Raw genomic sequence first — 23,066 nt, 5'->3', positions numbered from 1 at the left:
CCTCGATACTGTTCAATCGCGCTTACCTGGCGACGATGTTGCCCTGGTAGTCCATCGACACCATTACGGATTTTCCGTCTTTGGTCGCCTTGCCCTGCCAGACACCCTGGTCGTCAAGCTTCAGCTCGGTGACATCTCCATACCCTGTTTCAACGATGCGCTCCTTAGCTTGTTCTTCAGTGAAGCTATTAGCGCCCTCGACGGGTGCGGTCGCATTCTGATCAGTGGGTGTAGCGACGACCGGAGTGTCGCCGTCAGGGCTGCTGGCAGGCTTCGTTTCCTGGGCGAATACCGACGTTGCAGAAAAGGCGATAGCCGCTGTTGCGATAATAAGTTTCTTCATGGTGTTCTCCTTGCGGGATCGCTTAATGATCCTCGGCAAAGGAATACCCACGCAATTAAATGGTTCCAGCAGGCTGCACGCACCGGCAACCTATTAGACCTATGCCCGATCTGTGGCAGACCAAAGTCCTACTTCAGCGGAGTTGGCAGCCGCAAGCGGGTGATGTTCTGAAACTTAAGTTGGAAACGGTGCGGTTCTCCGGCGCCGAACGGTGCTATTTCCATCGCTGGGAACAGGGTCAACTGATGATTTTAAAGCGTCAAGATTCCCTAGGGGGAACCGAAGGGTGCTTGCCGAGTTATCTGCTCTCCACGAAGCGATAGCAGCATAAAACCTCACTCGCTTACAATCTGGGCCGACACAGACCGAAATTGTGACCGCCTGGAAATATCGAGTTGCGCCGGTCCTGTTGCCATTCGCCGAAGGGACAAATAGAGCCAAGTTCAAATTTAGCCCCTGTCGAGGCGTCATGACCGAACGATTCTCTTTTCATTGGCTGGCGCGCTCCGGCTATGCGGCACGCGGACTTGTTTATGTCCTGGTCGCAGGACTTGCGCTTTTCGCGTCATTGGGCGGGGCGACCCAAGCTCCAAATCTGCGTTGCAACTTGTTCTGGAACAGCCGCTGGGCAGGATATGGCTTGGTTTGATCGCTGTAGGCCTTGGAGGGTTTATTGCGTGGCGCCTGGTTCAGGCGTTCGCCAACGCAGATGGGCATCCAAACACCGTGAAGGGCTACACCATCAGGACTGGAATGCTGATTAGCGGGATAACCCATTTGGGTTTGGCAACCTTTGCAGCCAGCCAAGCGCTGAGCTCGGGTAGTGGCACTCAGTCCGGCGGAGAGGAGGCTATCAGTGCGTGGGTCATTGCTCAACCGTTCGGACGCTATCTCCTTGCCGGAGTTGGGCTCGCTGTCATTGGCGCCGGCGTGGCCCAGATCATGAAAGGCTATCGACACGGTTATCGCAAATACATGGACATTCCAGCTACTGCCGGGACCGTCATAGACTGGATTTGCCTTTACGGTTTGGTCGCCCGTGGCGTTATCTTCGTCATCACTGGTACCTTTTTCTGCTATGCCGCTTTTGCAGTGGATCCCGAACAGGCGGGCGGGATGTCCGACGCCCTGGCATGGGTACGCCAACTCCCTTTGGAGCGCTGCTTTATGCTTTCGTTGCGCTCGGCCTGCTTGCATTTGGTCTTTACGGATTTGCTGAGGCTGCATACCGAAGGATACGGATGCCGGCCCTGGCGCAATACAGAGATGCTCTGTCACTTTGAAAGCTTCCTAACGACGGCCGCTCGACATCAGCGCTTCCGCTCATTCCGGCGTCCGGGTTAGAAGCCACGGTCAACCTTCATCGCGCCAGCATTGCCACGCTATTTTTCGCAAAGCCGTCGTTCGCCGCGGTAGGGTTGGTAAGTGCAATCCGAAACACGGAAAGAGCGATAGGTTTGCGCGCAGGCCCGAATATTGCAGGCCGCCGAGGGCTCCTGTTCTCCCGTTAACGTCTGATCTTCGAGATCGGCAGAGGGCGCGGGTTCGGCCATAGCGGCCTGCATGAATTCGCGCCAAATTCCGGCAGGTAAATCGCCGCCGGTTACGCCCTTCATTGGAGTTCCGTCGTCGTTACCGACCCAGACACCGGCGACCAGTGGTTCGGTGAAGCCCACAAACCAAGCATCCCGGTTGTTCTGGCTTGTGCCTGTCTTGCCCGCCGCAAATACCCCCGGAGAGGCTTCGCGTCCGGTCCCACGCTCGACGACCAGTTGAAGAAGCTGAACGAGATCTTGCTGGTACTCTGAAATATCCACCGAAAGTTTGACTTGCGGCCCGATGCGAAAGGCACGCGGTTGCGCCTGCGCCTGAAAATCGATCACGCCCCACGGCTGAACGGGGGATAGCCCGGCGCGTACAGATGCATAGGCGCCCGTTAGATCCAGCAGGCTCACCTCCGACGCTCCAAGCGACAGCGCTGGCCCATTGGTCAGGGTCGCGTCTATGCCAAGCTCTTTGGCCGCCGCAGCGACGTTCTCTATTCCGACCTCTTGGGCGAGGGCAACGGTCGCGGCGTTGAGAGAGCGGGCGAAGGCCTCCGCGAGTGTAACACGGCCTCGAAAGCCACCGCCGGAATTCTCGGGCGACCAGCCGTCGATTGTTATGGGCTCGTCGATGATCTGATCACGCAGGCCATAACCCTTCTTCAAGGCAGCATAATAGACGAAGAGCTTGAACGTGGATCCGGGCTGACGCATGGCCGTGGCAGCCCGGTTGAATTGGCTGGCCTTGTAGTCGCGTCCTCCGACCATTGCGACGACGGCGCCGTCCGGTGTCATCGCCACCAAAGCGGCCTGCGATACGCCGAGAGCTTTTCCTTCCTTGTCCAGCGCACGGCTGATTATCGTTTCCGCGGCTTGCTGGAGGCGCGGGATGAGGGTCGTGCGCACCGTGATCGAACCGGTCGAGGCGCCTGCAATTTCGCGGGCTTGCCCGGAAACCCAGTCGGCAAACCAGCTGCCGGAACGCGGCGTCGGCGTTGTCACGTCCAATGCAGCGAATTCGGCTTTTGCGGCCGTTGCTTCTGCAACGTTCAGCTTGCCATTTTCAACCATGGCGTCGAGGACGGTCACCGTGCGCTGTCTCGCGCCCTCGAAATTGTCGATCGGATTGAGCTGGCTCGGCGCCTTGAGGAGACCTGCCAACATCGCCGATTCCCTGATGTCGAGTGCGCCAACGTCCTTATTGAAATAGATGCGTGCCGCCGCCGGCATTCCCGTGGCGCCGGCGCCGAGATAGACCGCGTTCAGGTAGCGTGCCAGAATCTCCTGCTTGCCGAGCTTCCATTCCAGCCAGAATGCGATGACCACTTCCTGGAGCTTGCGCTTCACGGTCCGATCGCTTTCCAGATACAGGACTTTGATCAGTTGCTGGGTGATCGTGCTGCCGCCCTGCACAACTTCGCCGGCCTGGAAATTTCGGACGAGTGCGCGGGATATCCCCTTCAGGTCGATACCATAATGATCGAGGAAGCGCCGATCCTCGATCGAGAGGACCGCGTCCAGCAGATGCGGAGGAAATTCTTCATAGTTTGCATGGGGACCCTGGAACGGTCCCTGCCGGACCAAGGGCTGACCATCTGCTGTTTCGAGCACAATGGTCGGCTTCAGGGATCCGTCAGCGATTTCCGCCCAAGGGACGTCCTTCAGAGCCCAGAAAAAAGGCTGGCCAGAACGACGAGACAGCTCAGTGAAGCCAGAGCGAAAACACCGCGCCAGGATCGCCACCCCTCCCATTTCAACGATCGCCAGGAGAGCGTTTTGTTGCGAAGTCCAGATAGCCTTGTCCACGCGCTGCTCGAAAGCGCAGCCAGGTGCGCCATCGACCTGCCAAGTTTCGACCGCAGCGGCGCGGTCTCGAAGGTCCTTGATCGTTCGTTCAGATGGGCAGTTGCCTGCAGAAGCCTGGCTTTGCTGCGCACCCAGATCGTGCCGAGATCGTCGCGCATCGCTGACACGAGTTCTCGAACGGCACGCCCGCTTCGTTGAAAGTTGGGACCATCGCTCTCGATTCCGGTGGAATGTTCAGCGGTGTCATCGCGCGGCGAAACCTCTTCTTTTCCGGCATCGGCTTGCGTGTTGTCCGTCTTTATTGATCCAGGCACTCGGCGACTGCCTTTGCTTCTTAATCCGGGACATCCGTGTCCACCGTCGGTGTTCCAACACCTAGTGCTGGATGAGTGGTAGTGAAGGGAGGCGTCGCGACGTGCCCATCCAAAAGCGCTCATATGGGCAGATTCAAGGTCGAACTGGACCCGATGTGTGGATCTGTCGACGTTGTCCCTATAGTTGATCCCAAGGTCGACTATAAGGACAACGTCGAAGAGGTGAACTTAGGCTGTTAGAATTTGACGCTTTAAGAACGGCAAGAGCCCAATGACCTGAGGCGTCGCGGGCGGGAGAAGCTATCTCGAATTCGCTCCAATTTGCCCTGATCTTTATCCTTCTAGAAGACGCCACAACCGCGTGCTTGACCGTATCCCACTTCTGCAGAGTGGCCAGAAGAACGGTATGCCCACTATCGTCACTTAGAAAAACGCTGTTACCAGAAGAAATCAGCAGTGCCTTGATGACCGGCAGATCGATAAGCAATTGGACGCCCTCCGTAATGTGTTTGTGGAGGGGAGTTTCTGCAACCGAAACTGACGATCCAGGAGGTACAGGCCAGGAGGATCATAAATTACGGTTCCTTTGAAGCGGCCCACATATGTCGCTTGCCCAGGACTACGAAGCGGAGCGCGATCGGGTTTGTACAAAGGAGTGAATGCAGCTGCGCCGGGTTGGATCACGAAAACGCCCTTGAAAGGGCTTGTTTCCACGGTTGATCCGGTAACCGGGTCTCTCGCAAAATGGTCATGGAATGCATTGTCGGGAAACTCGCCTCTAAATTGTGAGAACGAGTAGTTGTGGCTGATGGTCCAAACGCCGCCACGGTTCAACGGATAGATGATCGGCCTCTCAATACCCTCAATCACAACGACTTTCGTGACCATGCGCCACGTCGCGGTCATATCCTCCCCTATGGGCTCACCATTTTTACGGGCAACAGGCACAGGTCAGAGGCAATCGCATCGGAAGCTTCTGCCGTGGAAGCGACGCAAATACAAACATTTAGCAGCAAAAGCACAAGCACATTTCGGAACACGGGAACCTCCGATGGCGCAACCAGCCTCGCTACGGAAATGAACTAGTTTGTCGCTCGGATCGAAAGGAGCATCTGGACAATGGCGTCCTGGTGCTTGTCCTCGGCTCCTTTGCTGCCCCAATAGGTGACCACCACAGCCGTGTCTTCCTTCGGCACGACAAAAGCTAAACTAACGCTCACCGGGCCGTCCTTATCTGTACCTTCCCATTCGACCATTGAGATGCTAAGGCCGTCGTATATTGTAGCCGGCGTCTGCTTCTGTGTGCTGGTGTCGATTTTGACGCCATTTTCCGTCAGGAAATCGACAGCATCGGAAACCACTTGGTCCATCGATTCCTCGGTCGCAACATCAGTCGAAAAAATACCGCACCGTCGTCCGACGTTGCAACAACGCCCGTTGCGGTTCCCTCCGGCTGCCAGCTATCCGGAATGGTAATGCTGGCCACAGGGGCGTCTGACGGGAAATCAAGCGTCGCGGCGTTGGCAAAAATCGGGCCAGCAAAAGTGAGGATGCAAACCAAAGCGAATTTTTTCATGGGAAGACCTTATTGCGTTAGGTCGTCGCTACGTTTAGCGGCGGTACAGAACAATTGCACAGACGATTTAAGATTTGGTGAGACATAGCGCGAACGAAACGGGTTGATTGTCGGCGGGGCCTTGCCCTGCCCGCAATTCCCCACAACCCATTCTCAACCAAAAATCCTTTTGTATGGGGACTTGTCATGTGAAGCACCTCCGGCCCGGCCCAACGCGCTGGACGATGCCACAGACCTGGCAACAGAGGACATCGTAAACTTAACTACAATGAGGGCAAACCACGGCGCTGGCCGATTTCGTCGGTCATGATCGGGCGATTTTCACCCACAGGTTCATCGCCGCTGAACGCAATTCGCGATGATGGCTGGAGGTGAACAGGTTGGCAATCGGGTCATGAATGGAGACGAAGCGTTGTAGATGTCGCGGTGACTTGAAGCGCTTCATGATCCGCTCTCGCCGCCGGACTGGTTGGTGAGAATTTTCCGCCCGATTGTTCAGGCCTTTGTGGGAACGATGCTCAACACCGGGCATGATCTCCCGCTTTGGAGCGTCGTAAGATCGAAGCTTGTCGGTTATCATTACACGCGGCGCTCGACCCTGGCTCTTCAAGAGCTTGCGCATCAGGCGGTTGGCCGCCTTGGCATTTCGGCGGCTTTGCACCAGCACCTCCAAGACGAACCGTCCTGGTCAACGGCGCGTCACAGCCAGTGCTTCTTGCCTCGAATCGAAATGGCGGCCTCATCGAGGTGCCATTTATCTCCGAGCCGACCGGATGATCGACGGCGGATCTCGTTGGCGAAGGTGCGGCCGAATTTCTCCGCCCACTGCCGGATTGTCTGATGGGAGACAATGATCCCACGAGCAGCCAGCAAGTCCTCGACCATCCGCAGGCTGAGAGGAAAACGGAAATAAAGCCACACGGCGTGAGCAATGATTTCAGCGGGAAAGCGATGGCGGCGATAGAGCGGGTCACGATGTGGCATGCCCCGTCATCGCACATCGAATTCCACATTCCGTTAAGTTGACGATGCCCGGGAAGCTTGGCATTCAGCGCCTTCAGCTCTTGGAGAACGACGACGTCCGCCTTCGCCTCATCCAGCCATCGGATGAACACATCAGGCGCCCGTCGACGCCGTTGACATTGTATGTGGCAATTTTCACTTGGTTTTGGGGTCACCCCTGTCGCGCTCAACGGGTATGGCGACTATGTGTCGTCTTGTATACGCGTTCAAGCGGTCAGAATGGCCGTGATGTAACGCGTTTGCCGGTGGCTGACGGAATACAGGCACACGACTCGCATTAGTCTTGGTCTTCTGTCATTGGTTCATAATGCCCATTAGCACGCGTCAGTTTGTCAGTTCCACGTTCGCCCTCGTCATCCTGGGCATCGCCGCCCTGTTTGCCATCATCGGATCTTCCGTGTGGCTGTCGTCCCGCGCCCAAGACCTGTCGGACGCCGTCTTGGAGGCCAGGGACGCGAAATCGATTGCCGTAGACCTGCGATCGGCCCTGCAGGCGGCGGAGTCCAGCCAGCGCGGTTTTCTTTATACCGACAATGAGGTCTATCTGTCGCCGTACGACCAGGCGAAGCAAAAGGCCAAAGCTGCCGTGGCGTTACTGCCGGATGCATTGAGCGACTATTCGGACCTGTCGGCAGCGGTAGAGCGGCTAAGTGATGTCGCCCGAGCCAAGGTGTCGGAGATGGATGAAAGCATCGCGCTAAAGAAAGCGCGCGAGGGAGACAAAGCGCTTTCGCTGATCCGCACGAACCGCGGCAAACTCCAGATGGATGAGATCAACGTCTTCGTGACGGGAATCACATTGGCAGCTGATGATCGGCTGGCCGAGCTCGTGAACGAGCAGACCGGGAACGCGGTATGGCTCCAGCTGGTGTCGGCCGTCAACGGCGCTATCATGCTCGCGCTTGCGGGTGGAGCGATCTACATCGTCATCAGATACACCCGAGAACTGAAAAACACCCAACGCGAACTGTCTCGATCGAACGACAAACTGGAGCAGAGGGTCACCGAGCGAACCGCCGAGCTGGCCGTCGCGACCGATCAGATGCGCGCTGCCAAAGACCGCGCCGAGGTGTTGCTCGCCGAAGTCAACCATCGCGTAGCCAATAGCCTTACCTTGGTGAGTTCACTGATAACGCTGCAAGCCCGCACGCTGACCGACGATCACGCAAAGAGCGCCTTGGAAGAAACGAAAGCCCGCGTTCAGGCCATCGCGATGGTGCACAGGCGTCTTTATGAGGCCGGGGACGGGCAGGAAGTCGCGCTTGACGAATACCTTATAGGACTACTCGATCAGTTCAAAATGACAGCTGCGTCTTCCAACGCGATCTCTTTTAAGTACGAGTTCGAACCGATGAAGCTAAGAACCGATGCGAGCGTCAATCTTGGGGTCATCGTTTCCGAATGGGTGATGAACGCGGTGAAGTACGCCTATCCCGATCAAGCCGGGGAGATCAGGGTCGTATTGGCCCGACAGGGAAATGGTTTCGGAATATTGACTGTTGAAGACGATGGTATCGGTCGGCGCGAAGGCAGCCCCGCGCAGGGGACCGGGCTTGGAACGCGCATCGTGAACGCCATGGCTTCGAGCATGGGGGCGACGATCGTATATCTGACGCGTTCTCCCGGAACCAGCGCGAGCCTCTCTTTTCCGACGGCGCCCTCATGAGGCGAGACCGCTATCGTCCCTGACACGCATCATTCTCTTCTTGAAAAGATTGCCGCCGCCATGATTTCACGACCTATCACCTCTGCATTCATTATGGCGAGTTTCTACGCGGTTTTTGGCAGTTACCCGGTTAAGGCGGAAGGCATCACTACGCCGCTCAAGCTGCCTGCCTTCGACAGCAAGGCTGCCACCTGCAAGCCTCCCGTTGGCTTAGATCGAAGCCTCGTGTTTCTGCAGGACAATGACCGCCAGTTCATGGAAGGGGTCAAATTCGGTTTGGCGCAGGCGGCTGAACGCCGGGGCCTGAAATTCACCGATGAGCTCGCTGAGGACGCTTCTTCGAAAATGGTGGCGGCAGCCGATGCCGCGGTGGCGAACAACGCGGGCGCTCTCGTTGCAGCCCCCATCGATGCGCTCGCCCTCGCACCGTCCCTTCTGGCTGCGATCGCAAAAGGCACCTATGTCGGAACGGTGGTTCCACCTCCGGCCGTAACCATCCTCAACGCTCCGCAGTATCTGACCGGAGAGCGCCTCGCTCAGGCTGCATCCGAATTCATCATTGAGAAGCTGGATGGCCGGGCCAACGTCGTTCTTCTGACCCACGACAGCCTTCAGTTTCTCGCACCCCGGTTCAAGGCCATGCGCGACGTTTTAGGGAGATTACCCGATGTGCGCATCGTCGCGGATATTTCCCCAGCCCTGTCAACGTCGAGGGAGGGTACGAGATGATGAAGCTCATCCTGCTGGCCCACCCCAAGGTCGATGTCGTGTTGGGAGCTGATACAGTGGTGATTGGAGCGTTGAAGGCACTGAGGGAGGCAGGGAAGGCCTCTCCCGCACAATTCCTCGGAGGCATCGACGGGGAGCCTGATGCGGTTGAAGAATTAAAGGATGCGCAAAGCCCTTACAAGGCGAGTGTGAGCTTGGCTTCACCGATCTTTGGCTACGCGCTTGGGTCGTTCGCAGCTGATTGGCTTGAAGGCAGAAGCGTTCCCCAAGCCATGGACATTTTGCCCAAACTTCTGGATGCGGATAATATCGCGGCGTATGAACGCGACCTTAAGAACCCAGAAGCCATCTTTCTTGAAGCGTCCAGGAGGGACGAGTACTTGCGCATGTACGGGAATATCTGTTTTGAAACACGCGACCAGTTTTTGAATTTCCCTGGTCGTCGCATCAATGATCGGGAATTCAGGATTTGCTATGCTCAGACCTGCCCTACCATGTCCCGGATACGTTGGATGAAATCGTCCATCTGGAACGGCTTCGTCATGATTTGCATGTCGGCGTCCAAATGGCCACGATCGAGAACGGCGTTCTCGGCATAGCCCGTCATGAACATAACCTTCAAGCCCGGACGCAGTTCTCTAGCCGCATCGGCGACTTGCCGACCATTCATGCCGTTCGGCAAGCCGACGTCCGTTACCAACAGATCGATGCGTGCATGTGAGCGCAGCAGTCTCATCCCCTGGGGGCCATCCCCGGCTTCAAGTGTTTCGTACCCAAGCTCCTGGAGGGTGTCGACGACAAGCATTCTTATCAAAGCTTCATCATCAATCACGAGGATCGTGTGGCCGCTCGGCGGAAACATCCCTTCCATCGTCTGTTCCTCGACCACTTCGGGCGCTTCGGCGACCTCGTGACGTGGAAGGTAGAGTGTCACATTCGTGCCCTCGCCGTCTTTCGATGAAATTCTTACACCCCCACCAGACTGACGGGCGAACCCGTAGATCATGGACAAACCGAGCCCGGTTCCGAGCCCGGTCGGCTTCGTCGTGAAGAATGGTTCGAAGGCCCTTGCGACCGTCTCGGGCGACATCCCGACCCCATCGTCCTCGATCGAGACAGCAAGGTAATCTCCCGGCGCGATGTCGAGGCCGGAGACGTCGCGTCGACTGAGAGCCAAGTTGCGGGTCCGCACGAATATCGAACCACCATCCGGGAGTGCATCCCGTGCATTGATGCAGAGATTGAGGAGCGCGTTTTCGAGCTGGTTAGGATCGACGAGGACCGGCCAAGGGGTATCGACCGCATCGATCTCCAGAGCAATTGACGGACCAATGGTGTTCTTGACGATCTCCGCCATGCCCTCGATCAGACGATCGATGTCTGTCGGCCTTGGATCGAGCGTCTGACGACGGGAGAACGCCAAAAGTCTATGTGTCAGCGCTGCGGCGCAGCAGCCGCTTCCTGACCTGCGGCGACATACCGCTCAAGACCGTCGAACTGCCCTTTTGCCGTGCGACGCTGGATAAGTTCAAGACTACCCGAAATACCCGCCAGCAGATTGTTGAAATCATGCGCCAGTCCGCCAGTGAGTTGACCGACCGCCTCCATTTTCTGTGACTGACGCAGAGCCTCCTCCGCAGCCATCAGCTCTCCGGTGCGCATCAGCACCTGCTCTTCAAGCGTGGCGGCGAAGCGCGCAAGTTCTTCCGTCTGGCGTTTGCTGTCTTCGATGTCGGTATTCGTGCCGATCCATCGGGCTATCCTGCCGTCGCCCGATTTCACAGCAACGGCGCGTACGAGGAACCATCGGTACGCGCCGGCTGCGCTACGGATTCGAAATTCGGTTTCGTAGACCTCGCCCGTCTGAAGCGAACGCAGCCAAGCGTTGGCGGCTGTTGTCTGATCGTCCGGATGAACATTCACCGCCCATGCTTCCGTACCATCGAGCGATCCTGGGTCGACGCCCATGTAGTCGTAGACGCGGTCGTTGAACCAGTCGAGATATCCGTCCGGTGTTGCCGTCCAAATCTGGTTCGGAACGGCCTGCGCAAACCCACGGAACTGTTCCTCGCTGGCGCGCAGCTTTTCTTCAGCGCGCTTGCGTTCTTCGATGTCCTCGGTCGAGCCATACCATTTGACAATGCGGCCCTGCTCGTCGCGTCGGGGATAGGCGCGCGAATGCATCCAGTGATATTCGCCGCACACCATTCGGGCACGGTGCTCAATGTCATATGGCTCACCCGTGGTCACCGAACGCGTCCAGACTTCGACCGAACGCTCCAGGTCATCCGGGTGCATCGCTTCTCCCCATGACGAGCCGAGGCCGCTGCCGCCAGTCCATTCCCGCCAGCGTTCAGCTACGCGGTCAAGCTGACCGTCCGGCCGCGCGGTCCATGTTGTCTGCGGGTTGAGTTCGACAGCGTTGCGGTAATTGTCCTCGCTTTCAGCCAAGGCTTTGGCGACGTCACGTTGTTCGGTCACGTCGGTATGGACGCCCACCCATTCGACCACGCTACGATCCTCGTCGATCGTTGGCAGCGCGCGAACGGAAAAGCGACGCCATTCTCCGTCGGCGCGTCGAACGCGATGTTCGAACACGAAAGGCGTCGAGCTTGTCACCGCATCGTTCCAAGCGGCGATTGTCGGTTGGACGTCATCGGGATGGATGGCGGCTGTCCAGCCAAAGCCTTCCAATTCTTCCGGTTTCTGCCCGGTCAGCTTTTCCCAGCCTGGCTGTGACTCGACCATGCGGCCGCTGCCGTCATTCGTCCAGAGAACTCCCCGACCGCAGCGAGCGCCGCTTTCAGCCGTGCGTTTTCCCATTGCAGTTCGCCCGCCTTTGCGTCGTCGTCAGTCAAGGAGATTGCTCCGGCATGTCATTCGAATTGATCTAGCATCGACATAGTCAAATGTCACTTCAAGCGACTTCAAGCCGACCAACATCACAGACCGCCCTTATTTCTCGGCACTGGTACAAGCGATGATCGGAACGAACGCCCGCCGGTCAGTTAATAGGCCGCAACCCTGGCCATGGACCCAAGGACCGAAAATGGATACTGCGCTCGTCATCGCTTATCTGGCATCCCTCAAGCCCGAGCTGCAGCCCCACGTCGAACCTCTGTTCACCGACATCGTCATGCCTGAGATGAAGGACAGACAGCTCGCAGAGCTAGCCGTGGAAACGCGGCGGGGCCTGCGCGTGCTCTATACGACGGGCTACACAACCGAAACGCCATAGTGCACAACGGCGTGCTTGACCACGGGGTCTCGCTGCTGACGAAACTGAAGCCTGGTGTGGTGCTGGCGGCATAACCACCGTACCCTTAAAGGCTCGTCGTATTGGTCGTGATGGGCATCGACTGCTTCCATGCCGCAGACCTCACACGTTTGCTTTTCCAACGCGCCCGCCTTCACGGTGAGCCATGGGGTGGACGCTCCCACTCAACGGCATCTTTGTGCCAGAATGGTTGTGTTGGAACCATTAGAAGGGAGAGCGCCCATGGAAAAGGTTAGCATAATCGGCCTGGATTTGGCCAAGAGCATAATTCAAGTTCACGCCGCAAGCGTTGATGGCTCGGTGCTTTTCCGGCGAAAGATTCCGAGTAAGAAATTGCTCGACTTCCTATCGGAGATCGATCCCTGCATCGTTGCGATGGAAGCATGTGCCGGAAGCCACCATTGGGGGCGCGAGATTGCCAAGCTCGGGCACCAGGTGAAGCTGATCGCGCCGATTTACGTGAAGCCCTTTGTGAAGCGTCAGAAGAATGATGCGGCCGATGCAAAAGCCATCTGTGAGGCGGCGATGCGGCCAAACGATGCGTTTTGTGGCAGTCAAAAGTCAGGAGAAGCAGGCTTCAGCGACGGTATTTAAGGTACGAGACCTTCTCGTGAGGCAAAAGACACAAATTATCAATGCTTTGCGTGGTCTGATGGCAGAGTTCGGAATTACCGCTCCACAAGGCCCCGCGCATGTCGGTACTCTTATCAGTCAAGTTGAAGACGATGGCTCAAGCTTGACGGAGGCCGCGCGCCCTGCTTAGCATTGGTTGCAACATTGCGGGCACTCATTGATAAAGTCCGGGAACTCGATCAGGAGATTGGCCGAAGGGCACGGCAGGATGATGTTGCCAAGCGGCTCATGAGCATTCCGGGAATTGGACCTGTCATTGCAACAGCGCTCGAAGCTTTAGCTCCGCCTGCAGAGACTTTCACGCGAGGTCGAGATTTCTCTGAGTGGATGGGTTTGACACCGCGCCAGCACTGATCTGGTGGAAAAGCCCGGCTCGGCAAAACCTCCAAGATGGGGCAGCGTGACCTTCGACGACTGTTGCTAATTGGGGCAGCTGCGGTCGTTCGCTGGGCATCAAGGCGCGGAGCGGTCGAAGGCTCTTGGTTGTCGCGCATGATTGGCAAAAAGCCGCCGATGCTGATCACCGTTGCACTCGCCAATCGGATGGGGCGGATTGCTTGGGCGCTTATGACAAACGGAGGTCGCTACGAGGAGAAAAGGCTAGCAGCATAAGATCAGCTCTGGCGGAGAGGACTTCTCACCGCCATTGCGAGTGTAGGCAGGTCGAACGAAGGATATGGACAAACGGTCAAGAGACGGGATTAGGAAAACCAGTTCTGCCGGACGGCACCTTGAGTGCGCGTGAGCGTGTTGGACCTGATCCGCGAACTCCCATATGGGCCCGCGACTTATTGAGGTCGCAACGAGAGGCCGGACACACGTCAGCACCCGACCAATGTTCAAGACTGAGTGAAGATTTTGCTTGCATTCGAGGGAGCGTCCACACACGTCCGGTGAGCGGATTTTGCTGATCGGGCAAATCGGGCGATGTTCTGGCATTGGAACCAGCATTAGCGCTGACATTAATACCAGATCGAAGAGATTGCATGGCTCGCATGGAGATCATGTCCGGCAGTGAACGTAGAGGTCGGTGGTCGGACGAGGCGAAACTGAGGATATTGGCAGAAGCGGATCAACCTGGTGTTCGCATTGGTGATGTGGCTCGCCGGCATGATATCTACCCATCCCAGATCCGTTTGTGGCGGCAGTCATTCAGCTATGTCGAGCGACCGGCGATGTTCCTTCCGGTGGAAATCACCGAGGAGGTGAGCGCTACACCGGTACTTGACACGCCACCGACGCCGGCGGTCATTGAGATCTCGCTACGAAACGGTCGGTGCTTGAGGGTTCCGGCTGACATGGATCTTGAGGTGCTGTCCTCACTGGTCCTTGCGTGGAGGCGGCATGATCGGGCCTTCCGGGAATGTACGGGTCTATCTGGCCTGCGGGGTGACCGATATGCGGCAGGGGATTGATGGTCTATCGGCGCCGGAAGAGACGGTCGTGAAGGAGGCACCGGGTTCCGGTGCTAACTTCGGTTTCCGCGGAAAACGCGCCGATCGGATCAGGCTTCTTTGGTGGGACGGTCAAGGGTTCTGCCTGTTCTACAAGATTTTGGAGCGCGGATACTTTCCCTGGCCGACGGCGAAAGAGGGCGTGGCGCACCTGACGCAGACGCAGCTTTCGATGCTCGTTGAGGGGATCGATTGGCGACGCCCGGCGTGGACTTCCGCTCCCGGTCGAACGGGATAAAAGCTATATTTTGCAGGGGTATCCGGGGTAAAATTCTGGCGCTCCAGGGGCAAATCGGCTACCTTTGCGGGTATGGAAACAACGCCGCTGCACAGTCAGGACGAGCCATCTGCTTTGCGCGCACTCGTCGCGGAACAGGCGGCGAAACTTGAGAGCCAGGAAGCCGAAGTCATCAAGCGCGACTCCATTATCGGGCTTCTGTGGGCGCAACTGGAGCTGCTCCGACATCGGCAACATGGCGCCTCTTCGGAAAAGGTCGACCGGAAGATCGAACAATTTGAGCTGATTCTGGAGGAGATTGAGGCCTCCCGTGCCGAGGCTGAACTGCGCTCCGGAAAAGCGCCTCTGCCGGAATTGGACGACGCGTCCGAGAAGCCGAAGCGCAAGCCTTTGCCCGATGGTCTTCCAACCGAAGAACGGATCAGACCACGACGAAGCTCTTGCCAGCGACAATCAACATGATACCTTCATCCAGACCGCGACATAAGAATCTCATCTAGATTGTCGCTCGCGTCTCATCCTGATCGCCGCGCCACAGCGTGGCTCGGTAGATGCCGAAGATTGGCCAAGGACGTCGAGCGCTCCATCGCATCAGCCGAGGCATGTATCATGATCGCCCCCACTCGCCTGATAGCCAGACGGCTCGCAAGGTATCGATATCGTTGAAGGCTTTTCGACTCCGACTCTAAGACGCTCAGCATTTTTCGAGCATGGTCAGAGCGTTTTCGATGGCGGCGCCCGAGGCGGTATTGTCAAATACACACCAGCCATCCCTCGCCGAAATGTCTAAGAACGACCTGATCTCGTCGTCGGTGTAGTTCGAGTAGTAGATCTTGGGCTTACCGTGCAGACGGACGTATTTCGGCAGTGTGTCGAAATCCTCCGCCGGCCATACCGGTGCAGGATCGGCAAGCACCCGTTCGATCGCGTAATCCTTGAGCAGATCCAGTGCCGCCTTCGATGCCCAGCTTTTATGGCGAACTTCGATGACGATAGGCCCGTCATCGGCATGCCGCATTGCCTTAAATGCACCGCCGAATTGGTCGGCATTGAATGCCAGTGACGGGGGTAGCTGGCAAAGAAGCGGACCGCGCTTTGCTCCTAGGGGCGCAATATCTTCAAGAAAGGTGTTAAATGGTTCAATGATGTCCTTCATCTCGCGGGAGTGGGTAATCTCCTTGGGAATTTTGACCGCAAACCGGAAGCTGTCCGGGACGGAATCAGCCCACCGCGCGAATGTCGACATCTTGTGTCGGCGGTAGAAGGTTGAGTTGACCTCGACCCCGTCGAATACAGATGCATATCGGGTCAGGCCGCTTCCGTCAGGCGCAAACCGGTTCGCTTCCTTCTTCGGGATAGACCAGCCAGCTGTGGCAATAATCGGCAATCGTCTTCTCCTCTGTTTGTAATTACACCTTTGCTTTCACAGGTGGCAAAAGAAGGACGGTGAGCTTGTCGGCAAACAAGCAGCCGCCCGCCGCGAGAAACATCAAAATCATTCCCGTGATACCAAGGGGAGTTACGGCCTCCCCCGCCAGCAAAGCCCCGACCGCAACGGCTATTGCTGGCGAGACAAACGCGAAACTGCCTGCTTTTGCAGGGCCGATGTCGCGTAATAGCTGCATGTAGATGCTATATCCGATCAACGAGCCGAAGATGACAAGAAACAGCCACCCAGCAATGGCATGCCAACTCCACAGCGACGCCATAGGCCCGAATGTATCAGGCTCCATCATCAGCGAGAGCACAAAAAGACCGCTGCCGCCTATCAGCGTCGTCGAACCGGACAGGAACTTGCTGCCGTAGTCCGCGATCAGGGGACGCGCGAGAACCGATCCCCACGCTGACGAGATCGCTGCCCAGGCCACAGCAATCAGGCCGAACACTGTCGTAGAACCGATCTCCGAGCCGATGATCTCTGGCGCGAAGAGAACTGTTAGCCCCACGACGCCAATCGCCATGGCGCAGAAGCGAACCAAGCTCCACCTCTCCTCGCCCAGCGCAATTCCGAAGGCCAGCAAGGCCAGCGGCGTTAGGGACATCTCCAGAACGGCGGCCGTCCCGGAAGGGACAAATTTCATTCCCCAGAACAGCGGGCCGTAACAAAGGGTGATCATCAACAAGCTTACGACCAGCAGCCGCACCATATTTCCACCTTGCGGAACTACGAGGCCCCCTCTGAGGACGCTGTATCCAACGAGCACCACACCGGCGGCCATGAAACGCGTCGCCGCAAATAGGATGGGCGGCACGGCATTTACTCCGACTTTGACGGCGATCCATGTCAGCCCCCAGACAAGACAAAGGACGAGAAATTTCGCCAGGTTGCGCGAGGCAGACATCAAGACTATCCTATTCTGTAACGGTATAATGGCATTATTACCGTTACAAACGAAGCGACATCCAACTTGTTCCGAAGGTGATATGGCAGCGTCAACGATCGATATGCCGCTGAGCGGCGGGCACCCCGCATTGGATTTCACTAACACGGTCGACAGCCGGCGTGGGCAATGGGGACCCGATCTCCTGCAATCGTACGGTGACATGATCATACTGGCACAACGGACTGGCCTCATTGACGAGACACAAAAGGGGAGCTGTTTGCGGTAGAGAAAGCGCATCCTCGAAAAGCCGCTACGGCAGTGAAGGACGCCCTGCAACTTCGGGAGGCTGTCTACGCGGTCTTCTTGTCAGAAGACACAGAGCGGCTATATCCTCATGATGCGTTTCAATGCGTGCACAAGGTGGCTAAGCAGGCTCGCGCTCGACAGGTCTTATCCGAAACAGATGCCGGCTACCGGTGGTTGCCGCTGCTGACAGAACCGGCGGATCTGGCGGGCCTCTTTGCTGAAGCAGCGGCCGAGTTGATCATGAGGCGCTATGATCGCCGCCTAATCCGGGAATGTAAGGGCGACAATTGTGGCTGGTTGTTTCTCGATACTTCCAAAAGCGGACGGCGCATTTGGTGTTCCGAGGCTACGTGCGGCACCCACGAACGAGTGAAAAGGTTCCGAAAAAGCGAAAGTAAGCGTTTGGCTGGCCTTACTGTAGAGCATAATGCAGCCCAACTAGAGAAATGCATCCGTGGAGCTTTGAACAGTTGTGAACCGACGACCTGCTAAACCGAGGCCGCAACTCATGGACAATATTGTATAATTCTCTATCGCTTGTCTCTAGGATCGACTAATCGAGTTGCTCGTCTTTACTCCCATCTGTTCCTCCGACGCAAACGCAGGTGCCTTGTTGAAACCGGCTTGGTGTTTTCGGCATGTCGGGATAGTCTATCGAAGCGGCGCGGACGCAGTCTGACAGCCTGTAGAGAGACACCAAATCGATGGCACGCAAGAACAGAGACGATTTCGCTTCGCAAGATGTCGAGTCGGAGCCCGTCATCTGCCCGCTCTGCGAGCGGGTAATACCTGACGACCAGATCGAGGACCACCGTCTTGTTCCCAGGAGTAAGGGTGGCAAGATCAAGGTGCCATTGCACCGGATATGCCATAGTCACATACATGCAGCCTTCACGGACGCCCCGTTGGCAAAGAAGTTCCACGGACTCAGCTATTCTCGAGGACCCGCGATTCAGAAGTTCGTCAATTGGGTAAAAACAAAACCACCTGGCTTCGATGATGAGGCAGAGAAGCGTGGCCGACGTCGCTGAGAATTGGCCACGAGCGCGCGTTAGGCTGGATTTAAGATCGCCAGCACATTGGCCGCCCGATTCAACGCTACGACCCTCTCCCGGTAACGCGTTGATGCGGCATACTTCGCCTTGAGCGGATTCGAACGCAAGCCACCTCAGTCCGTGTCACACATTCTAGAGCAATCTCGGCATCTTAGCGAAAGGTGAAGACTACCCTAAGCGGAGTGATTAGTTGCATACTAGTCGGCAAGCGCACTATTGAGGTCTCCTAGTCCTATCATCAGCATCATTGGGTCTGACGGAGAAGGAAGGAAGCCGACAGCCTCATAGAAGGCTCGTGCTTCATCTGAAATTGCATGCACGAGCACGCCACGGATGCCAAGTATTTCAGCGGCATTGAGCAAGCGCAGTCCCACATCGCGGACCAGCGCGCGACCGATACCTCGGCCTTGATATGACCGGTCAATAGCTAGCCGGCCTAGCACGGCGACTCGGATCGGATCCGGCATGTTGCGCCTAAGACGACCGGGTGCTTCTGGCGGCTTCACCGCGCCTGAGGCAAGCGCGTAGTAGGCAATGACACGACTTCCTTCGCAAACAACAAAGGTACGTGACGCGCCACTTACCTGGTTGGTACGGGCTCGTCGACAAAGCCAATCGTCCAGCTCAGAAACGCCAGAATCGAACTCGGCCAACTCATGATGATCAGCCAAAGGAGGAGGCGCAGTTATGCTCACGCCTTGTCCCACGGCGCTTTGGTGGACATCGTGCGTTTCAAACGCTCATTGCTCTGCGCGGGCGCATCAAGGCGAGCAAGGTACTCGGCATAGACTACGGGACTCACGGTGAAAATCGTACGATCGAGCAGCACTTCCTCAGCTCGACGTTCAGACGCCTCCAACATGAAATCTGTGCGAGTCTTGCCAAGCAACTCAGCCGCACGGTCAATCAAATTGCGCGTCGCCGGCTTAATACGCATATTTAGTGGAACGCTTGCGTCCACGCTCTTACTCGTGTGTGACGTCGACATGAGAACTCCAATGTGCGCTCTTCATATAACGTAACGGCTTTCCGCTGATCGTTAAGCTCTTGAAAGGAGCTGAACGAACGACGCCTTGTCCAGATAGACTAGGCGCTTGATATTTCGGCCAGAATCATGGTGCTCGCGATGCTTCCGTAGCCGCTTGCCATAAGGGGTGAAAAGCGCGATCTATCTCACGCGAAAGTGGCCGCCCGGTCGGAGCGGCCAGTGCCAGCGATCAAGCCGCAACCAAGGTGCGAGCGTCATAGTCGGCGGTCCATTGCAGCGATGGCCGCTCGCCGCAACGCTCAATCCAGGCCTTGACCACATCGCTATCCGGCGTCGCTGCAGGGTACCAAGCAAAGGGCGAATGCAGCAGCAGATCGACAGCTGTGTATCGCTCTCCCATCAGATAGGGCCTATCCTTGAGCGCAGTTTCAAGGCGTGCGGCAAGTTCCGCCGGGCTGCGGAAGGTAAAATCCACAAATGGATGGGAGATCCCGGCTGCCTGCATGATCAGTACAGGTTCGACCACGCCGGCATACCAGGCGAGCCAGCTGAGATACCGACCGCGCTGCGGATCGCCGGCAACAGGCGCCATCTTCTTTTCCGGGAAGAGATCCGTCAGGTACTGAATGATCGCGATGCTCTCCCAGATGACGACGCCATCATGGTCGAGCAGCGGCACCTTGCCTTCCGGATGCGGGTTCTTCGGATCTTCGCGACCGCTGCCATCGCCGCGGGTGATGTCGACGATCTCGATCGCCACCTTGTCGATGGCGTCTAATTCGCGAAGCAAGGTGACGATACGCGTCGAGCGCGAGCGGGGGCGTGAAAGAGCGTCAGCATAGTCTGGATCCTCGGTTGCGTTTGGCAATGCGGATCTTGTACAGTCCGCCAACTGCCAGTTTCCGTCAGTAGGCTTGCTCTATCCTCCAAAGTCATGGCTCGTAGTGATCGTCTTTTCCGCCTGCTCCAGGCACTTCGCACTCTCCTCCCCGGTCACGGCCGCGCGCCTTGCCGAGGAGACCGGCGTGTCGTTGCGTTCGCTCTATAGGGACATCGAGAGCCTGCGCGCTGCGGGCGCCATCATCGATGGCGAGCGCGGCTTCGGCTACAGACTGACGGAAGACATCGCCTTGCCGCCGCAGACGTTCACACGGCTTGAAATCGAAGCCTTGGTGCTCGGCCTTGCCGAGGTGCGGCACATGGGTGAACCGGCTCTCGCGGCGGCCGCAGGTGCCGTGCTTTCGAAGGTCACAGCAACGCTGTCCGACCGACTACAACGCCAGGCACTGCATGCCGCCTCCCAGGTCTATCGGTTCGAGCGCCGCGATCCTCCGGTCGTCGATGTCGGCCTTCTGCGCGAGGCTTGCTGGCAGGAAAGCGCCGTGGTGATAAGCTATGTGGACGCGGAGCAGCAACGGACCGACCGGCAAGTCCTGCCGCTGGCGATCGTCTATCTGGAGAGGACGCTGGTGTTGCTTGCCTGGTGTTGCCTGCGCCAGGATTTCCGCAAGTTCCGTGTCGACCGGATCGCCGACATCCAGATGACGGAGGAGAGTTTCCGTCCGCGCCGGGTTCAGATGCTCAGGGACTTCGTTGCCATTCTGAACGCCGGTGCGCCCCAAACATCAAAGATGATCTTGAGCAGCCAGTAACCAATACAACGATGCGGCCGCTGTGGCCACGTACCGCGTTCGGACTGCTTTTCGCAGATGCAGCAGATGTCTGAACGGACGCGCTGAGGCGCCTTTCCGAGCATCCCGATCACTTTCTGAACTGTCAGGAAGCAATTGCCGACGCATTCAGACAGTTGGCCGAGCAAGCGGTGATGGCCGGTTGGGCAGAGACCGAAGTCGCCGGCGCACTGGTGGATATTGCCGACTGCCACATGCTGTCGCTGGCATCCAATCTGGAAACAGAGCGAATATTAGACCAGGCGATCAAAGGCGGGCGCTAGGAGAATGTCGGACCGATATCTTGATACGTCTGATGGGCGATATTTCGTTGTCCGCAGAAGAAGCCACACGGAATAGACTGGTCAAGGAATTGATGTCCGCAAGAAGGGCTGTTCGAGACGCGAAGGGCGACCCCGATGCGATGGCAAAGGCCCGACATCTGGTAGATTGTTCATTTTCAGCACTATTTGATCCACTGGGGGTGCGGATAAAAAGTTGGACAGCTTTATAAGTTAAGGCCGAGGCTCTTGCGATATTCGACCGGGCTGAGTGATCCCAGCGATATCTTGATACGCTTCTCATTGTACCAGCGGATATAGGCGTCTACCTCGGCAACGAACTGTTTGATTGTGATGGCCTTCCAATCTCGTGGATAAAATAGTTCCGTTTTCAATCGGCCGAAGAAGCCTTCGCATGCGGCGTTATCTTGTGAGCAGCCCTTTCGGGACATTGAGCGAACCAGTTTCGCTTCGCTGATCCGCGTTAGCCAGCCTGGCCAGCGATAATGGGCTCCGCGATCGGAATGGACGATTGGCCGTTCCTCGCCGTCGGTCACGGTCTCAATAGCTGCATCCAGCATAGTATTGACCAGCCGCGCGTCTGGTTGCGTTCCAATCGACCAACTGATGACCATTCCGTCGAAGCAATCGATGATGGGCGAGAGATACACCTTCCCGGCTGGGATCTGGAACTCGGTGATGTCTGTCAGCCATTTCTCGTTCGGCGCTTTCGCATGGAAGTCGCGATTGATCAGGTTCTCGGGTGCCGGACTTATTTCTCCCAAGTACGATCCGAAACGCCGTCGGCGCGGTCTGGCCACGACCAAGTGCTCCTGCTTCATCAAGCGCTGGACAACCTTTTCCGAGATGATCACGCTCTTCCTGGCCAGTGACGCCTGTAGTCTGCGGTAGCCGTAACAACGACGGTTCGCTTCAAAGATTTCCGCAAGGCTGTGCCGGACGGCGGCATACTTGTCTGCCAGACACATGCGCGTGCGATGATAAAAGTAGGAGCTTCGCGCAATTTGCAGCTGGGCGAGCAGTTCTGGCAAGCGATAGGTATCTTTAAGGGCGTCAACCAGCTGTGTCTTTTCCCGATTACTCAGGATCTGCAGATCGACGCCCAGTTCTTTTTTAGGAGTTCATTGGCCTTCTTCAGGAGGTCATGCTCGAGTTGCAACTGGCGAACATCACGTTGGAGGGCTTCAAGCTGGCGCTCGAGTTCCTCGCGTTCCGGCGCCTGCGGGGTGGTTTTGCGGCGTTTCATGGAGGAAGGAGCCTCATGACCGAGTAGTTGGTCTTTCCAGTTGTACAACGTCGGCCTGCAGACGCCCAGCCGGTCAGCCACCTGTTGGGCGCTTTCATCTCCCCTACATAGTCCGATGACACCAGCTTGCTTCACCGCTGCGGGATAGGCAGGGCGCCACGATCGACCCACCATCGATGTTCGCGTCTCCGGAAAGGCCTCCCGTACCCATGCGGTCAGAGTTCCTCGACCAGGATAGCCGAGCGCCCTCATCGTCGCAGAGATGCAACGATCATGGGTGCGGTAATGCTCAAGTGCCGCCTGCTTCTGACTCTCGGAATACTTTGGCGCTCGAGCTACCGGCTGAATACGCAGGTCGAGATGCTGTACGTACTCGCGGTACCAACCCCTCAGCGCATTCTTTGTGGGATAACCCAACTGGCGAATGGTCCCGTTAAGTCGCTTGCCAAGCCTGATATAAAGCTCAACGGCTCGAAGTCTGTCTGCGTAGGAATACATGAACTACCTCCTGGTGGTCCAAGTTTTCGTCCGCACCCCCACTTTTTCCATTTCGCCGTGATCCACTCAGGGCG

Annotated in this window: 17 protein-coding genes and 9 pseudogenes; 12 read left to right on the top strand and 14 right to left on the bottom strand. The window is 57.2% G+C overall.

Features of this window, described 5'->3' with window-relative positions:
* Positions 1–22: 22 nt before the first annotated feature.
* Positions 23–343, bottom strand: a complete 321-nt coding sequence (locus P6U16_RS26280) for a PepSY domain-containing protein (RefSeq protein WP_277704312.1) — start codon at positions 341–343, stop codon at positions 23–25.
* Between the two features lie 492 nt (positions 344–835).
* Between P6U16_RS26280 and P6U16_RS28600 the strand changes: the two are divergent.
* Positions 836–984: pseudogene (locus P6U16_RS28600) on the top strand (hypothetical protein); the annotation flags it as partial.
* A 4-nt stretch (positions 985–988) separates the two neighbouring features.
* The gene (locus P6U16_RS26275) at positions 989–1,687 is read left to right on the top strand and encodes a DUF1206 domain-containing protein (protein ID WP_349017757.1); all 699 of its coding nucleotides are present in this window, start codon (positions 989–991) and stop codon (positions 1,685–1,687) included.
* Between the two features lie 38 nt (positions 1,688–1,725).
* Here the strand turns inward: P6U16_RS26275 and P6U16_RS26270 are convergent.
* From P6U16_RS26270 to P6U16_RS26255, 4 genes and pseudogenes are all read right to left on the bottom strand, one after another.
* Positions 1,726–3,602: pseudogene (locus P6U16_RS26270) on the bottom strand (PBP1A family penicillin-binding protein).
* Between the two features lie 1,487 nt (positions 3,603–5,089).
* Complete coding sequence (locus P6U16_RS26265; protein WP_277704311.1) at positions 5,090–5,377, bottom strand: hypothetical protein; 288 nt, start codon at positions 5,375–5,377, stop codon at positions 5,090–5,092.
* Complete coding sequence (locus P6U16_RS26260) at positions 5,341–5,583, bottom strand: hypothetical protein (protein ID WP_277704310.1); 243 nt, start codon at positions 5,581–5,583, stop codon at positions 5,341–5,343. The genes P6U16_RS26265 and P6U16_RS26260 overlap by 37 nt, the downstream gene beginning before the upstream one ends.
* 304 nt (positions 5,584–5,887) lie before the next feature.
* A pseudogene (locus P6U16_RS26255) lies at positions 5,888–6,567 on the bottom strand (IS6 family transposase).
* A gap of 346 nt (positions 6,568–6,913) precedes the next feature.
* On the opposite strand from P6U16_RS26255, the gene P6U16_RS26250 reads away from it, so the two are divergent.
* Together P6U16_RS26250 and P6U16_RS26245 are read left to right on the top strand one after the other, a co-directional pair.
* Entirely contained in the window at positions 6,914–8,272 is a 1,359-nt protein-coding gene (locus P6U16_RS26250; protein ID WP_277704309.1) for a CHASE3 domain-containing protein, read from the top strand.
* Positions 8,273–8,365: 93 nt separating this feature from the next.
* Positions 8,366–9,001: a substrate-binding domain-containing protein gene (locus tag P6U16_RS26245; RefSeq protein ID WP_277704308.1), complete on the top strand. Its 636-nt coding sequence runs from the start codon at positions 8,366–8,368 to the stop codon at positions 8,999–9,001.
* Positions 9,002–9,479: 478 nt separating this feature from the next.
* On the opposite strand, the gene P6U16_RS26240 is transcribed toward P6U16_RS26245, so the two are convergent.
* The 3 genes from P6U16_RS26240 to P6U16_RS26230 all read right to left on the bottom strand — a co-directional run bounded on the left by P6U16_RS26240 (position 9,480) and on the right by P6U16_RS26230 (position 11,859).
* Positions 9,480–10,358, bottom strand: coding sequence for an ATP-binding protein (locus tag P6U16_RS26240; RefSeq protein ID WP_277704307.1), 879 nt, complete (start codon positions 10,356–10,358; stop codon positions 9,480–9,482).
* Positions 10,359–10,435: 77 nt separating this feature from the next.
* The gene (locus tag P6U16_RS26235) at positions 10,436–11,749 is read right to left on the bottom strand and encodes a PAS domain-containing protein (protein WP_277704306.1); all 1,314 of its coding nucleotides are present in this window, start codon (positions 11,747–11,749) and stop codon (positions 10,436–10,438) included.
* A complete protein-coding gene (locus tag P6U16_RS26230) occupies positions 11,716–11,859 on the bottom strand; it encodes a hypothetical protein (RefSeq protein WP_277704305.1) in 144 nt (47 codons plus the stop codon). Before P6U16_RS26230 ends, P6U16_RS26235 begins: the two co-directional genes overlap by 34 nt.
* A gap of 251 nt (positions 11,860–12,110) precedes the next feature.
* Between P6U16_RS26230 and P6U16_RS26225 the strand changes: the two are divergent.
* The 5 genes and pseudogenes from P6U16_RS26225 to P6U16_RS26205 form a co-directional block, all read left to right on the top strand.
* Positions 12,111–12,313 (top strand): annotated as a pseudogene (locus tag P6U16_RS26225) (hypothetical protein); the annotation flags it as partial.
* A 187-nt stretch (positions 12,314–12,500) separates the two neighbouring features.
* Positions 12,501–13,523, top strand: a pseudogene (locus tag P6U16_RS26220) (IS110 family transposase).
* A 732-nt stretch (positions 13,524–14,255) separates the two neighbouring features.
* The gene (gene tnpB, locus P6U16_RS26215) at positions 14,256–14,603 is read left to right on the top strand and encodes an IS66 family insertion sequence element accessory protein TnpB (RefSeq protein WP_277704304.1); all 348 of its coding nucleotides are present in this window, start codon (positions 14,256–14,258) and stop codon (positions 14,601–14,603) included.
* Positions 14,604–14,675: 72 nt separating this feature from the next.
* A pseudogene (locus P6U16_RS26210) lies at positions 14,676–15,020 on the top strand (transposase); the annotation flags it as partial.
* Positions 15,021–15,140: 120 nt separating this feature from the next.
* Positions 15,141–15,269, top strand: a pseudogene (locus P6U16_RS26205) (IS5/IS1182 family transposase); the annotation flags it as partial.
* A 28-nt stretch (positions 15,270–15,297) separates the two neighbouring features.
* Here the strand turns inward: P6U16_RS26205 and P6U16_RS26200 are convergent.
* Together P6U16_RS26200 and P6U16_RS26195 are read right to left on the bottom strand one after the other, a co-directional pair.
* Positions 15,298–15,990, bottom strand: a complete 693-nt coding sequence (locus tag P6U16_RS26200; protein ID WP_277704303.1) for a DUF72 domain-containing protein — start codon at positions 15,988–15,990, stop codon at positions 15,298–15,300.
* Positions 15,991–16,012: 22 nt separating this feature from the next.
* Positions 16,013–16,945, bottom strand: a complete 933-nt coding sequence (locus tag P6U16_RS26195) for an EamA family transporter (protein WP_277704302.1) — start codon at positions 16,943–16,945, stop codon at positions 16,013–16,015.
* Between the two features lie 300 nt (positions 16,946–17,245).
* On the opposite strand from P6U16_RS26195, the gene P6U16_RS26190 reads away from it, so the two are divergent.
* Positions 17,246–17,725, top strand: coding sequence for a CGNR zinc finger domain-containing protein (locus P6U16_RS26190; protein WP_277704301.1), 480 nt, complete (start codon positions 17,246–17,248; stop codon positions 17,723–17,725).
* Between the two features lie 760 nt (positions 17,726–18,485).
* On the opposite strand, the gene P6U16_RS26185 is transcribed toward P6U16_RS26190, so the two are convergent.
* The 3 genes and pseudogenes from P6U16_RS26185 to P6U16_RS26175 form a co-directional block, all read right to left on the bottom strand.
* Entirely contained in the window at positions 18,486–18,983 is a 498-nt protein-coding gene (locus P6U16_RS26185; RefSeq protein WP_277704300.1) for a GNAT family N-acetyltransferase, read from the bottom strand.
* Complete coding sequence (locus P6U16_RS26180) at positions 18,980–19,276, bottom strand: DUF1778 domain-containing protein (RefSeq protein ID WP_277704299.1); 297 nt, start codon at positions 19,274–19,276, stop codon at positions 18,980–18,982. Before P6U16_RS26180 ends, P6U16_RS26185 begins: the two co-directional genes overlap by 4 nt.
* Before the next feature lie 229 nt (positions 19,277–19,505).
* Positions 19,506–20,116, bottom strand: a pseudogene (locus P6U16_RS26175) (glutathione S-transferase family protein).
* A gap of 94 nt (positions 20,117–20,210) precedes the next feature.
* Between P6U16_RS26175 and P6U16_RS26170 the strand changes: the two are divergent.
* Both P6U16_RS26170 and P6U16_RS26165 read left to right on the top strand, forming a co-directional pair.
* Positions 20,211–20,928: pseudogene (locus tag P6U16_RS26170) on the top strand (YafY family protein).
* Positions 20,929–21,101: 173 nt separating this feature from the next.
* Positions 21,102–21,230 (top strand): hypothetical protein, encoded by a 129-nt coding sequence (locus P6U16_RS26165; RefSeq protein WP_277704298.1) that lies wholly within the window; start codon positions 21,102–21,104, stop codon positions 21,228–21,230.
* A gap of 224 nt (positions 21,231–21,454) precedes the next feature.
* On the opposite strand, the gene P6U16_RS26160 is transcribed toward P6U16_RS26165, so the two are convergent.
* Positions 21,455–22,992, bottom strand: a protein-coding gene (locus tag P6U16_RS26160; RefSeq protein WP_277704297.1) for an IS3 family transposase whose coding sequence is annotated in 2 segments (ribosomal slippage) — positions 21,455–22,356 and positions 22,356–22,992 — 1,539 coding nt in all. Because the reading frame shifts where the segments join, the coding sequence is not laid out codon by codon here.
* Positions 22,993–23,066 lie beyond the last annotated feature (74 nt).

The sequence above is a fragment of the Rhizobium sp. 32-5/1 genome, from assembly GCF_029537235.1.
Lineage (GTDB): Bacteria > Pseudomonadota > Alphaproteobacteria > Rhizobiales > Rhizobiaceae > Pararhizobium.
Note: the sequence above shows the minus strand (reverse complement) of the source record. Positions and strands in the feature narration are given on the sequence as shown.

What these genes read in the sequence shown, in the direction of transcription:
- P6U16_RS26240 (WP_277704307.1), bottom strand. Translation starts at nt 10,358, where the DNA reads ATGGCGGAGATCGTCAAGAACACCATTGGTCCGTCAATTGCTCTGGAG.
- P6U16_RS26250 (WP_277704309.1), top strand. Translation starts at nt 6,914, where the DNA reads ATGCCCATTAGCACGCGTCAGTTTGTCAGTTCCACGTTCGCCCTCGTC.
- P6U16_RS26195 (WP_277704302.1), bottom strand. Translation starts at nt 16,945, where the DNA reads ATGTCTGCCTCGCGCAACCTGGCGAAATTTCTCGTCCTTTGTCTTGTC.
- P6U16_RS26245 (WP_277704308.1), top strand. Translation starts at nt 8,366, where the DNA reads ATGGCGAGTTTCTACGCGGTTTTTGGCAGTTACCCGGTTAAGGCGGAA.
- P6U16_RS26165 (WP_277704298.1), top strand. Translation starts at nt 21,102, where the DNA reads ATGGCCGGTTGGGCAGAGACCGAAGTCGCCGGCGCACTGGTGGATATT.
- P6U16_RS26280 (WP_277704312.1), bottom strand. Translation starts at nt 343, where the DNA reads ATGAAGAAACTTATTATCGCAACAGCGGCTATCGCCTTTTCTGCAACG.
- P6U16_RS26235 (WP_277704306.1), bottom strand. Translation starts at nt 11,749, where the DNA reads ATGGTCGAGTCACAGCCAGGCTGGGAAAAGCTGACCGGGCAGAAACCG.
- P6U16_RS26265 (WP_277704311.1), bottom strand. Translation starts at nt 5,377, where the DNA reads ATGGACCAAGTGGTTTCCGATGCTGTCGATTTCCTGACGGAAAATGGC.
- P6U16_RS26260 (WP_277704310.1), bottom strand. Translation starts at nt 5,583, where the DNA reads ATGAAAAAATTCGCTTTGGTTTGCATCCTCACTTTTGCTGGCCCGATT.
- P6U16_RS26180 (WP_277704299.1), bottom strand. Translation starts at nt 19,276, where the DNA reads ATGTCGACGTCACACACGAGTAAGAGCGTGGACGCAAGCGTTCCACTA.
- tnpB (WP_277704304.1), top strand. Translation starts at nt 14,256, where the DNA reads ATGATCGGGCCTTCCGGGAATGTACGGGTCTATCTGGCCTGCGGGGTG.